This is a genomic window from Microbacterium sp. 18062, assembly GCF_902706225.1.
Classification (GTDB): domain Bacteria; phylum Actinomycetota; class Actinomycetes; order Actinomycetales; family Microbacteriaceae; genus Microbacterium.
Genome location: NZ_CACSKB010000017.1, coordinates 33495 through 45355 on the forward strand (window position 1 = coordinate 33495; position 11861 = coordinate 45355).

Consider the following 11861-nt stretch of genomic DNA (forward strand, 5'->3'; position numbering starts at 1 on the left):
GCCTATCGTCGAAGATATGCGCCCGACGGACTTCGCCCCGGTCGATCTCGCCGGGATCCGCTCGAAACTCGGAGATCCCTCCCCCGCGGCGATCGCGAAGATCACCGACCACCTCGACGACAACTGTCTGAGGTTCCTCGCGCACTCGCCCTTCTTCTGCCTGGCGACCTCCGACGCGGCGGGCAACTGCGACAGCTCCCCGCGCGGGGACTACCCGGGGTTCGTCCGGGCGCTCGACCCGCGCACGCTCGTCATCCCCGATCGACTCGGCAACCGGCTGGCCGACTCGTTCCACAACATCCTCGAGAACCCCCACGTGGGCATGCTCTGCTTCGTCCCGGGCATGAGCGAGACGCTGCGGGTCAACGGCACGGCATACGTCACCGACGACCCGCGGCTGCTCGGCATGCTGGAGCAGGACCACTCGGTGCCGCAGCTGGCCACCGTGGTCCGCACCGAGCAGGTCTACCTGCACTGCGGCCGAGCGCTCCTGCGCGGCGGGATCTGGGACGCCGAGATGCAGGACCTCGCCGCGGAGGTGCCGACGTCGGGGCAGATCTGGGCGAGCATGTCGGGACTCGACAGCGACGTCGGCGACGAGATCGACCGCGCCGTCACCGAGGGCAACCGGGTGCTCTACTGAATGCGCGACCGCAGCGACATGATGCCGCTCGTGGTGAGCGAGATCGTCCGGGAGACCCCGCACATCGTCAGCGTGCGCCTCGAGGCCGCCGACGGCGGCGTGCTGCCCGCCTGGGAGCCCGGCGCGCACGTCGACGTGCAGCTCGTCACGCGCCAGGAGCGCCAGTACTCGCTCTGCGGCGACCCGGCGGACACCCGTGGATATCGGATCGCCGTGCGCAACGAGCCGTTCTCGCGCGGCGGATCGCACTACATCCACACATTCCTGCGCGTGGGGCGCCGCGTCCACGTGCGCGCCCCGCGCAACCTCTTCCCGCTCGGCGACGCGCCGTCGTATCTCCTCCTGGCCGCCGGCATCGGCATCACCCCGATCCTCGCCATGGCCCGCCACCTCGCGGCGACCGGCGCGGACTGGCGGATGGTCTACCTCAGCCGCCATCGTGAGGACGTGGCCTTCACGGCCGAGCTCGACGCCCTCGGCGATCGCGTCCGCACCCACGTCAGCGGCGAGGACGGACGCCTCGACCTCGGGGCCGTGCTCTCCGCCCTCGCCCCGGGAACCGACGTCTACGCCTGCGGCCCGCAGAGCTTCGCCGACGCCCTCACCGGGCTGAGCGATCGCCTGCCCGAGGGATCGCGCCTGCACATGGAGCGGTTCGAGCCCAAGCCGCGCGAGCACCGGCCGAACGAGCCGTTCTCGGTCGTCTGTTCCCGGTCGGAGGTCACCGTCGAGGTGCCCGCGGAGCGGACGATGCTGCAGGCGCTGCAGGCCGAGGGCGTCGACGTGCAGGGCTCATGCCTGCGCGGCATCTGCGGGTCGTGCGCCGTCCCGGTGCTCGGCGGCACGCCGGAGCACCGCGACTCGCTCACCGTCGACGACGCCTCGATGGTGATGTACCCGTGCGTCTCCCGGTCGCTGACCCCGACGCTCGTCGTCGACGCGTAGCCTTCCACCGCGCCCCTTCGTCTCGGAGCTTTGCTCCTCGCTCAGGGACCGAGAATGGGGACGGCAGGTCCGGGCTACAGCGTGCGGTGGGTGAAGCGGCCGGCCAGCAGCGTCGCGGCGACCGGCATCCCGCGCAGCGCGTCGCGCCCGAGCGCGTGGGGGTCCGCGTCCGTCACCACGAGGTCGGCGGGCGACCCGACGGCGAGCGGATGCCGCGTGCTCGCGACGAGGGCGACCTCCAGCGGCAACACCTGCTCCGGGTGCCATGCGTCCCGGTCGCCGCGGCTGCGGCTGACCGCGGAGGCGATCGCGTGCCACGGGTCGAGAGGGGCGACGGGGGCGTCCGACCCGAGCCGCAGCGGGACCCCGGCCGCATGCAGCGAGCCGAAGGCGAACGCGCGATCGGTGCGTCCCGCCCAGTAGCGGTCGGCGACGTCGCGGTCGTCCATCGCATGCTCGGGCTGCACGCTCGCGATGAGCCCGAGCCGGGCGAACCGGGGGAAGTCCTCGACGCGGACGAGCTGCGCGTGCTCGATGACGCCCGGCATCCCGAGCTCTTCGAAGGTGTCGAGCACCTCACTGTTCGCGCGGTCGCCGATGGCGTGCACGGCAGCACCGATCCCGGCCTCCCGCGCGCGCACGAGCAGCTCGCGCAGCTGCTCGACCGGCACGCTCGACACCCCGCACCCGTGCGCGGCGTGCGCGTCGAGTCCCGGGTACGGATCCCAGCAGTACGCCGTGCGCGTGTTGAGCGATCCGTCGACGACGACCTTCAGGCTCCCCATCGTGACAAGGCCGTCGGGATCGACGGGGGTCCCGGTGCGCAGGCCCCGGGCGATCACGGTCTCGAGCCGGTCGGGCCACACGCTCGCGTCGACCCGCAGGCTCGTCACGCCCTGCGCCACGCGATCGGCCCACTCGTCGACGTTCAAGACGTTCTCGTACTCCACGACGCCGACGACGCCGCGGGCGGCCGCATCGTCGGCGGCCCGACGGTAGTCGGCGATCGGTAGGTTCGCGCGGGCGTGGAACCGCTGCAGGACGCCGATCCACTCGCCCTCGCTGACCACCCCCGAGGCGTCCGGGCGCAGGCCCAGCCGCACCGCGCCGGCGGTGTTCATCCATGCGCTGTGCAGGTCGCCGTTGATGAGCACGACCGGCTCGGCGAAGACGTCGAGAGCCGCCTGCGTGACCGGCTCCGGCCACATGCCGTCGCGGTGGCCGTAGCCGAACAGCACCCCCTCGGTCATCGGGAAGCCCGCTGCGAGCGCGGCGCGCACGACGGCGACCGCGTCGGCGACACCGCGGGTTCCGGCGAGGTCGACGCGGCGCTGCTGGATCACCCACTGCGTGAAATGAAGGTGTGCGTCCCAGAGACCCGGCCCGACCGAGCGTCCGTCGAGCGCGACCGTCTCGACGCCGGCGGCCTCGAGCGATCCGGCCGGAGCGATCTCGGCGATCACTCCCCCGGAGAGGCGGATGTCGAGCGGGGCGCCCCCGCCGTACGGGCGGGCTCCGCTCAGCAGCAGGTCGTCGGCGGTCATGCGTCGTCCGTTCCTCGGGGGCGGTGCACCTGCTCCATCCTGCGGGCAAGGCGGGGGTTGCGGTACGGGCCGGGCGCACGGAGCGCCTCGAGCACCCGGTCGACGACGGCCGCCGGCTTGTCCTGGCTCATCTTCTCCTTGCCCTCCAGCCGGGTCACCCGCATCCGGAAGCCGACCGTGCCGCCGACGATGCGGCGCGCGTACTCCTCGTTCTGCAGCGTTCCGGCCATCAGGAACGGCTCGGGCAGCGGTCTCTCGAGGAGTTCGACCATCCGGTCGAGCACGGCGAGGTTCTCCTCGCCGCTGAGCAGCTCAGGGGTGCCGTACAGGTGCGCGACCGCGAAGTTCCACGTCGGAACGGCCGGCGACACGCCGTACCACCCGGGCGAGACGTACCCTTGCGGCCCCTCGACGATCGCGAGCAGCTCGTGCCGGCCGAGCTCGTGCGCCCGTTCGTCGGGTCGGCCGACATGGCTGAGCAGCACGATGCCGTCGGCCTCCTCGTCCAGCATCACCGGATAGTGCGACGCGACCAGCCCGCGTCCCGGCACGAAGCTCACGAACGCGGCCCACGGGTTCTCGCGCACGAGCGCGGCGACCCATTCGTCGTCGCCCGCGGCGTAGTCGGGGCTGTGTCTCATCGCGGACCTCCGGATGCGGCGGGCACCGGGTATCGGCGGGGGGTGCCGAAGCGGTGCGCGGTGATCGAGACGGCCTGCTCGCGCAGATACGGCAGCATCTCGATGCGACCCGCCGTCACCGCGGGACCATCGTAGAGGGCGACGGCGGGGGAACCGCCGGTGGCGTCGGCGAACCGCGCCGCCGATCCGCCGAGCAGTCGCACGCGCCCACCGGTGCCCGCGATGGCCGCGGCACGACCCCGCCAGGCCGTCGCGTCGTCGACGGATACGGGCACGCCGTGCCCCTCGAGCCAGGCGCGGGCCGCGGCCGAGAGCGAGGTCGCCGTGCTGACGGAGACCTCCGCGCCCGCGCGGACCCCGGCCGCGACGGTCCGGACGAGCGCGACCTCGGGCGCGTCCTCAAGCCGGACCGTGACCGGAACCGGCGCATACCGGAAGACGTTCTGCTCGGACTCGAGCCCCGACGCGTCCCGCGCGGTCCCGAACTCCTCGCGCCACGCCGCCGCGTCGCTCGCGAGGGCCGCAGCGAGCCAGCCGCGCTCGTCGCCGCCGACGGCAGCGAGCGCGGCTGAGGAGAACGCGTCGGGACGCGACGCGACGGCGCGGGGCGCCGCATCCGTCCACGCGCCGAGCCCGCTCAGATAGTTCGGCCCGCCGGCCTTCGTGCCGGGGCCCACGACCGACTTCTTCCACCCGCCGAACGGCTGCCGCTGGACGATCGCGCCGGTCGTGCCGCGGTTGACGTAGGCGTTGCCCGCCTCGATGCGCCGCAGCCACGTCTGGATCTCGTCGCCGTCGAGGGAGTGGAGCCCCGAGGTGAGGCCGTACTCGATCGCGTTGATGAGGTCGATCGCCGCGTCGAGGGTGGGAGCCGTCATGATGCCCAGCACCGGGCCGAAGTACTCGGTGAGGTGGAACTCCGATCCCGGCTGCACGCCCTCGCGGATGCCCGGACGCCAGAGCGCGCCGTCGGCGTCGAGCCTCTGCGGCTCGACGAGCCAGCGCTGCCCGGACTCGAGGGTCGTGAGCGCGCGCAGCAGCTTGCCGTCGGCGGGACCGATCAGGGGCCCGACGCGGCTGGCCGCCCACCAGGGCAGACCGACCTCGAGCGACTCGACCGCGTCGACGAGCTGCCCGCGGAAGCGCTCGGACGCACCGACCGACCCGACGAGGACGACGAGGGATGCGGCCGAGCACTTCTGGCCCGCGTGCCCGAACGCCGAGAACGCGACGTCCTTCGCCGCGAGGTCGAGGTCGGCGCTCGGGGTCACGATGACGGCGTTCTTGCCGCTCGTCTCGGCCAGCAGCGGCAGGTCGGGGCGGAAGGAGCGGAAGAGCTCGGCGGTCTCGTAGGCGCCGGTCAGCACGACGCGCTCGACGGCCGGGTGGGCCACGAGCCGGCGCCCGAGGTCGCGGCCGTCGAGCTGCACGTACGTCAGCGCGTCGCGGGGCACACCCGCCTCCCAGAGCGCCTCGGCCATGACCGCGCCCGAACGACGAGCCTGCCGGGCGGGCTTCAGGACGACGGGGCTGCCTGCGGCGAGGGCCGCGAGCGTGGAGCCCGCCGGGATCGCGACGGGGAAGTTCCAGGGCGGGGTGACGACGGTGAGCGCGGCGGGCGTGAACGTCGCGCCGTCGACGGCGTCCAGGCGTCGACCCTGCTCGGCGTAGTAGTGGGCGAAGTCGATCGCCTCGGACACCTCGGGATCGCCCTGCTCGACGACCTTGCCGCACTCGGAGCCCATCACCTCGATGAGGTCCGCCCGGCGGCGTTCGAGGACGTCGCCGGCGCGGTGCAGGATCTCGGCACGGCCGTCGGCGCCGAGCGCCCGCCAGGCCTCGCCCGCCGCGACGGCAGCATCGATGGCGGCGTCGAGGGCCGCCTCGTCGGCGATCAGGTGCGACTGGGCGGTCCGGGTTCCGAGCGTGGAGGTCTCCATCCGCGACAGGATGGCGCTCGCCCACCCGCGGTTGACGGCGATGGCGGGATCGGAGTCCGGAGTGTTCCCGAACCCCTCGCCCGGCGCAGGCGCGGCGGCGGCCGTGCGGTCCTGCACCCGGTGCGGGGCGGGCACCCCGGCGGGCATCGCCGCGATCGCGGCGAGGAACCGGTCGCGCTCGCGGGCGAACAGCCCGGCGTCGCCGTCGAGATCGAACACGGCCGACATGAAGTTCTCCGCGGACGCGCCCTCCTCGAGCCGGCGGATCAGGTAGGCGATCGCGACGTCGAACTCCCTCGGATGCACGACGGGCGTGTAGAGCAGCACCGACCCGACCGTGCGCCGCACGACCGCGGCCTGGGCGGTCGCCATGCCGAGCAGCATCTCGACGTCGATCCCGCCGGTCACCCCGCGACGTTCGGCGAGCAGCCATGCGAGCGCGATGTCGAAGAGGTTGTGCCCGGCGACGCCGATCCGCACCGCGGCGACGCGTTCGGGCCGCAGGGCGTAGTCGAGCACCGCCTTGTACGACGCATCCGAGGCCTGCTTCGACTCCCAGGTCGCGAGCGGCCAGTCGTGGATGTCGGCGTCGACCCGTTCCATCGGCAGGTTCGCCCCCTTCACGACGCGCACCTTGACGGGGGCGCCGCCGTCCCGGACACGTGCCGACGCCCACTCCTGCAGCCGCATCATCGCGCCCAGCGCATCGGGCAGGTACGCCTGCAGCACGATGCCGGCCTCGAGGTCGTGGAACTCGGGCTCGTCGAGGACCCGGGTGAACACCGCGAGGGTGAGATCGAGGTCCTTGTACTCCTCCATGTCGAGGTTGAGGAACTTCCGCCCCTTCCGTGCGATCCGGTAGAGCGGCCGGAGGGCCGCCACCGCATCCGTCACGGCCTCCTCGAACGCCCACGGCGTGTGCGGGGCGACCGTCGAGGACACCTTGATCGAGACGTAGTCGACGTCGTCGCGGGCCAGGAGCCGCCGGGTGCCGGCGAGGCGCCGCGCGGCCTCCTTCTTGCCGAGGATGGCCTCACCCAGCAGGTTCACGTTCAGGCGCGTGCCGGCGCTCTCGTCGCCGCGGATGCGCCGGATGGCGGGGCCGAGCCTGCGATCGGTGGCATCGACGATGAGGTGGCGCACCATCGTGCGCAGCGCGAGCCGCGCCGCCGGCACGACGATCCCGGGTGCGAAGGGCGCGACGAACGCGCCGATCCGGATGGCGGTCTTCAGCGGCCACGAGAGGAACGCGGGGATCAGCGGCGTCAGCGCGGCGAGGTTGCGGGCGGCGACCCGGAGGTCCTCGGGGCGCACGACGCCGTCGACGAAGCCGACCGTGAAGTCGAGGCCGTTCGGGTCGCGGAGGACGCCGGCCAGACGCTCCGCCGACGCGTCGACGGGCTCGGACCGGCTCGCCTCGAGCCACTGCCGCACGAGCGCGATGGCTTCGTCGGCGAGGTCGGCGGGGCGGATGTCGGTGGGCTCCGGGGGTGCCGACGCGGGCGCTTCGCTGAGGGTCATGACGGCCTTTCGTGTTGGCGATCAGTCTGGCGCCCGCCGATCCATCGTGAAAAGCGATCGTTTATGATGAGTACCGTTCGTTTTTATCGACTGATTGGCTCCTGTGTTCGATCTGCGCCGGCTGCGCCTGCTGCACGAGCTCTCGGTCCGCGGCACGCTGGCGGCCGTCGCCGAGGCGCTCGCATACAGCCCGTCGACGATCTCGCAGCAGCTCGCACAGCTGGAGCGCGACGCGGGCGTGGCGCTGCTCGAGCCCGACGGCCGGCGCGTGCGTCTGACGGCGCAGGGCGAGGCGCTCGCCGCGCACGCGGCCCGGATGCTGGAGGCCGACGAGCGGGTGCGCAGCGAGCTCGAACGGATGCAGCCGTCGCTCGCGCCGGTGCGGCTCGCTGTGATGCAGTCCGCCGCGCACGGCCTTGTGCCGACGACCCTCGCCCGGCTCGCCGAGCACGAGCCGGGGCTGCGCGTCGAGGTCGCCGAGCTCGCCCCCGAGCAGGGCCTGTTCGAGCTCGCCGCCCGGGGCTTCGACCTCGTCGTCGCCGAGCAGTACCCCGGCCACACCCGCGAGCACCGCGACGGGCTCGACCGGACGCTGCTCGGGCACGACGCCATCCGGCTGGCCCTCGGCGCGGGGGACGACGACGCGGGCCTCGGGGCGCTGCGCGATCGCCCGTGGGTGATGGAGCCGGTCGGCACCGCGGCCAGGCAGTGGGCCACGCAGCAATGCCGGGCTGCGGGGTTCGAGCCCGACGTGCGCTTCGAGCTCGCCGACCTCACCGCGCACGTACGACTGGTGGCGTCGGGGCACGCCGTGGCGATGCTGCCCGATCTGGTCTTCGCCGGAGAACGACCGCCCGTACGCCTCGCGACTCTGCCGGGATCCCCCCGGCGCGACGTCTTCACGGCCGTCCGCACCGGCGCGGCCGCACGGCCCGGCATCCGCGCCGTGCAGGCCGAGCTGCAGTCGGCCTTCGACGAGGGGTCGCGGCGGGTCTGAGGCGGCAGCCGTCCCGTCCGGTCGGCTCGCGCGTCGTGTCGCCAGCTCGCGCGTCGTGGATCTGCCGAGCGACGGTGATCTGTCGGGCGACGGCCGATCGCCCCCGGATCTGCCGTCGCCGGGGCGAACGCCGTCGCCCGGGCGCCTCGTCTCGCGACTCCCGCTCAGCGAGCGGCTTTTCTCCCACCCCACGGAGCGCCCCGCAGGGGCGCGGAGAAGCTGAAGCGAAGGTCTCACAACCGCGACCGCCCGGCATCCGTGTCTCGCTTGTGCAGGTCGGTCGGGGTCTTCCGCTGCACAAGTGAGACACCGAGTCGAGGGCGCGGGCCGTTCCGGGGATCGGTGTCTCACTTGAGCAGGGCTTCGGTGTGATCCGGATGCACAAGTGAGACACGCGACGGATGCGGCTGACCCAAAGTCCACACGCTTCGTCTCGCGGCGCTCGCTCAGCGGCCGGACACCCCGCCGCGCCTCAGACCAGCAGCGCCGAGACCTGCTCGGCGAGCTGCCGGGCGGCGGCCTGGATGGCGCCCAGCCGCGGCTTGACGTACTCGGTGGCCCCGACGATGCAGGCCGCCGCCGCCACCGTCCCGCTGGCGTCGCGCACGGGGGCCGACACCGACGTGATCCCGAACTCCTCGATCGACTCCAGCGCGAGCACTCCGTCGCGCACCGCCCGTCGCACGCGGTCGAGGAACCGCTCGAACTCCTGCGGCGTGTGCCGCGAGGGGAAGATCTCGGCCAGCTGCTCGGGGGTGAGGTCCATCACGAGCGTGGGTCCGCCGTCGGAGCCGACGATCGGATGCGGCTTGCCCAGCCACGGGCGCATGACCAGCCCCTCGCCGAGCACCGCGAGCTCCTCGACCAGCGTGAAGCTGCGCATCCCCTTCAGCACGGTGAGGAACGCGCACGCGCCGGTGGCCTCTGCCGCCTCGGCGACGAAGTGCCGGCCCCGCTGCACGAGCGTCTGCGGCGCCGCCGCGCGGTACCAGCCGTGCACGACCCACGCCAGCCGGTGCTCCACGCCGTCCCGGGCCGCCGTGACCAGGCCCGACCGGCGGCACGACTCGAGCAGACGCCGCGTGCGATCGAGCCGCAGCCCGGTCGCCCGGGCGATGCCCGCCGCCGCGTCGGCCCCGCCCGCGAGATGCTGCAGGATCCGCAGCGCCGCCTCGAGCGACGACGCCAGCCGCGCCTCGTCCGCCACCGGGGCATCGGCCGGCAGCCGCACCTCGTCCCGCCCCGCGCCCCCGCCGGCGGTGAGCTCTCGTTCGAGGATCCGCCGCGCCGTCGTGAGCGCGCTGCCCGCCTGCGGGACGCCACGTTTGGCGCGATAGACCGGCAGCCGCGCCGCGACGACGGCGACCGTCTCGCCCAGTGGATCCAGCACGGGGAGGGCGACCTCGACCCGTTTGCCGGAGGTGACCTCCGCGCGCGGGAACGCGCCGAGCGCGTCGACCCCCCACCCCTGGCCGGCGAGCGCGATGGCGCCGTCGTCCTCGGCGAGCTCTCCCAGCGCGGCGGGTGCGTGCAGCGTCCAGGGCGAATCGACGACCGAGACCACCCGGAATCCGTCGGGGGACGGCGCGGCCAGGCATACGGTCTCGCCGGTCTTCTGCGCCGCGCGGGTGAGGGCGAACCGCACCGTCTTCGCGAAGGGGGCCGCCGCACGCCCCGAGAGCTGGATCGCGACCGGACCCAGCCGATAGGCGCCGTACCCCTCGCCGCGCTCGAGCAGGCCGAGATGCTCGAGCTCGGCGCACAGCCGGGACGTCCCGCTGAGGGAGGCGGACATCGCCGCAGCCAGGAACCCGACCGGCGCGGGCTCGGTGGGATCGGGACGCGAGGCGATCAGCTGCACGAGCCGCAGCCCCGTCGTCACTCGCGCCGTCACCGTCGCCTCCCTCGCAGGGTCCGCAGAACCATCAATCCTGAACATGACACTTTGCATGTGACGAGCACTGTAACAGCACCGATTCGCGCCCTTCGAATAATGGGCTCACTCGCTCGGCCCCCGCCTCACCGTCCTGTGCACCAGGGCTGGTGGGCGAGCCCCGAACCCGGTCGGATCACGAAGAAGAGTGGATGTGCGCATGGAGAAATTCGACGTCGCCGTCGTCGGCATGGGTGCCCTCGGCAGCGCGGCCGCCTACTACCTCGCCCGCCGGGGCGTGAAGGTCGTCGCGTTCGAGCAGTTCGAGCTGGGACACGTCCGTGGCGCGTCGCACGACACCTCGCGCATCATCCGCACGTCGTACGGCGCTCCCGAGTACGTCCGGCTCGCCCAGTCGGCGTACCGGGACTGGGCCGAGTTCGAAGAGGCCTCGGGCGAGCAGCTGACCGTCGTCACCGGAGGTCTCGTCTTCATCCCCACCGACGGCCCCTTCGCCGCCGCCGACTTCTCCGCCAGCCTCGACGAGGTCGGGGTGCCCTACGAGCTGCTGTCTCCCGCCGAGGTGCACGAGCGCTGGCCGCAGTTCGCGCTGCCGGAGAACGTCGAGACGATCTACACGCCCGACTCGGGGATCGTGCACGCGGCGCGCTCGGTCGCCGTGCTGCAGATCCAGGCCCGGGCCCACGGCGCAGTCATCCGCGACCGCACCCCCGTCGTCGGGCTGACGCCCGGGGACTCCGGGGTCACCGTGCACACGGAGCGGGGCGACGTGCACGCCGGCAAGGTGATCCTCGCGACGGATGCCTGGACGAACACGCTGCTCGCCCCCCTCGGCGCCGAGATCCCGCTGATCACCATGCAGGAGCAGGTCACCTACTTCAAGCCCGAGGACGCGGACGCCTTCGACCGCGACCGCTTCCCGGTGTGGATCTGGGAGGACGAGCACTGCTTCTACGGTTTCCCCACCTACGGCGAGCCGAGCATCAAGGCCGCTCGGGACCGCTCCGACAACCTCATGACGCCCGAGGAGCGCACCTTCGTCCCCTCGTCCGAGCTGCTCGACCAGCTCACGGCGTTCATGCGGAGCACGATCCCCTCCAGCGGCGAGGTGCTGCGCACCGTCACGTGCCAGTACGCGATCACCCCCGACCGCAACTTCGTGATCGGCCCGCTGCCGGAGCATCCCGACATCATCCTCGGCCTCGGCGCCGGCCACGCCTTCAAGTTCGCCCCCGCGATCGGCCGGGTCCTCGCCGAGCTCGCCGTCGACGGCGAGTCCACCGACGACATCTCGACCTTCTCCGTCGCCGCGGCGGCGAATCCCGCCGGTGGGATCGACCGCCGCCCGGTGATCGTCGACGCGCCGATCGGGTGAGTGGCGCGCTCGTGACCCTGCACGACCTCGCACTCGAACGACGCCCCGCCGGCCCCGTGCGGCCATGCTCCGCTACCTCGGCTCCCGCATCCTCCCGTCGCTGCTCGTGCTGTCCGTGCTCGTGTTATCGATGGTGCGTCTCGTGCCCGGAGACCCGCTGGCGCCGTCGCGCACCGCGTCGCGGTGATGCACGATGGACGCATCGTCGAGGAGGGCGCGGGCGAGCAGGTCATGACCGACCCGCGACATCCGTACACGCGGAGCCTGCTGGCGTCGATGCCGGAGCTGTACCGGACGTGAGCGCGGCTCGTGCCCGCCGCCCGGCGACGGCCCGGACGCGTGGACGATCGATGGCACGAAC

Annotated in this window: 10 protein-coding genes; 6 read left to right on the forward strand and 4 right to left on the reverse strand. The window is 73.0% G+C overall.

Translation table 11 applies throughout. The features are described 5' to 3' along the window. Positions 1-16: 16 nt before the first annotated feature. Positions 17-643 (forward strand): MSMEG_1061 family FMN-dependent PPOX-type flavoprotein, encoded by a 627-nt coding sequence (locus GVL03_RS08330; RefSeq protein WP_159500529.1) that lies wholly within the window; start codon positions 17-19, stop codon positions 641-643. Further along, positions 644-1588 (forward strand): PDR/VanB family oxidoreductase, encoded by a 945-nt coding sequence (locus tag GVL03_RS08335; RefSeq protein WP_200847110.1) that lies wholly within the window; start codon positions 644-646, stop codon positions 1586-1588. 74 nt (positions 1589-1662) lie between these two features. Here the strand turns inward: GVL03_RS08335 and GVL03_RS08340 are convergent, their stop codons facing one another. Genes GVL03_RS08340 through GVL03_RS08350 form a run of 3 tightly spaced genes read right to left on the reverse strand, consistent with a single transcriptional unit; the run spans position 1663 to position 7234 of the window. Beyond that, positions 1663-3132, reverse strand: coding sequence for an amidohydrolase (locus GVL03_RS08340; protein WP_159500530.1), 1470 nt, complete (start codon positions 3130-3132; stop codon positions 1663-1665). After that, a complete protein-coding gene (locus GVL03_RS08345; protein WP_159500531.1) occupies positions 3129-3773 on the reverse strand; it encodes an FMN-binding negative transcriptional regulator in 645 nt (214 codons plus the stop codon). Before GVL03_RS08345 ends, GVL03_RS08340 begins: the two co-directional genes overlap by 4 nt. After that, entirely contained in the window at positions 3770-7234 is a 3465-nt protein-coding gene (locus GVL03_RS08350; RefSeq protein ID WP_159500532.1) for a bifunctional proline dehydrogenase/L-glutamate gamma-semialdehyde dehydrogenase, read from the reverse strand. The genes GVL03_RS08345 and GVL03_RS08350 overlap by 4 nt, the downstream gene beginning before the upstream one ends. Positions 7235-7337: 103 nt before the next feature. On the opposite strand from GVL03_RS08350, the gene GVL03_RS08355 reads away from it, so the two are divergent. After that, positions 7338-8231, forward strand: coding sequence for a LysR substrate-binding domain-containing protein (locus tag GVL03_RS08355; RefSeq protein ID WP_159500533.1), 894 nt, complete (start codon positions 7338-7340; stop codon positions 8229-8231). Between the two features lie 472 nt (positions 8232-8703). On the opposite strand, the gene GVL03_RS08360 is transcribed toward GVL03_RS08355, so the two are convergent. Next, a complete protein-coding gene (locus tag GVL03_RS08360) occupies positions 8704-10125 on the reverse strand; it encodes an IclR family transcriptional regulator C-terminal domain-containing protein (protein ID WP_159500534.1) in 1422 nt (473 codons plus the stop codon). Between the two features lie 199 nt (positions 10126-10324). Here GVL03_RS08360 and solA point away from each other — a divergent pair, with 199 nt between their 5' ends. The 3 genes from solA (at position 10325) to GVL03_RS08370 (ending at position 11800) form a co-directional block, all read left to right on the forward strand. Next, positions 10325-11500 carry an N-methyl-L-tryptophan oxidase gene (solA, locus tag GVL03_RS08365; RefSeq protein ID WP_159500535.1) on the forward strand — a complete coding sequence of 392 codons (1176 nt, stop codon included), beginning with the start codon at positions 10325-10327 and terminating at the stop codon, positions 11498-11500. A 64-nt stretch (positions 11501-11564) separates the two neighbouring features. Then, positions 11565-11687 (forward strand): hypothetical protein, encoded by a 123-nt coding sequence (locus GVL03_RS22610; protein WP_306770320.1) that lies wholly within the window; start codon positions 11565-11567, stop codon positions 11685-11687. Further along, positions 11687-11800, forward strand: coding sequence for a hypothetical protein (locus tag GVL03_RS08370; protein ID WP_159500536.1), 114 nt, complete (start codon positions 11687-11689; stop codon positions 11798-11800). Before GVL03_RS22610 ends, GVL03_RS08370 begins: the two co-directional genes overlap by 1 nt. Positions 11801-11861: the final 61 nt, after the last annotated feature.

Bases quoted from the DNA above. Each gene is read 5' to 3' on its own strand.
- GVL03_RS08330 (WP_159500529.1), top strand. From the start codon at position 17: ATGCGCCCGACGGACTTCGCCCCGGTCGATCTCGCCGGGATCCGCTCG.
- GVL03_RS08335 (WP_200847110.1), top strand. From the start codon at position 644: ATGCGCGACCGCAGCGACATGATGCCGCTCGTGGTGAGCGAGATCGTC.
- GVL03_RS08340 (WP_159500530.1), bottom strand. From the start codon at position 3,132: ATGACCGCCGACGACCTGCTGCTGAGCGGAGCCCGCCCGTACGGCGGG.
- GVL03_RS08345 (WP_159500531.1), bottom strand. From the start codon at position 3,773: ATGAGACACAGCCCCGACTACGCCGCGGGCGACGACGAATGGGTCGCC.
- GVL03_RS08350 (WP_159500532.1), bottom strand. From the start codon at position 7,234: ATGACCCTCAGCGAAGCGCCCGCGTCGGCACCCCCGGAGCCCACCGAC.
- solA (WP_159500535.1), top strand. From the start codon at position 10,325: ATGGAGAAATTCGACGTCGCCGTCGTCGGCATGGGTGCCCTCGGCAGC.
- GVL03_RS22610 (WP_306770320.1), top strand. From the start codon at position 11,565: ATGCTCCGCTACCTCGGCTCCCGCATCCTCCCGTCGCTGCTCGTGCTG.
- GVL03_RS08370 (WP_159500536.1), top strand. From the start codon at position 11,687: ATGCACGATGGACGCATCGTCGAGGAGGGCGCGGGCGAGCAGGTCATG.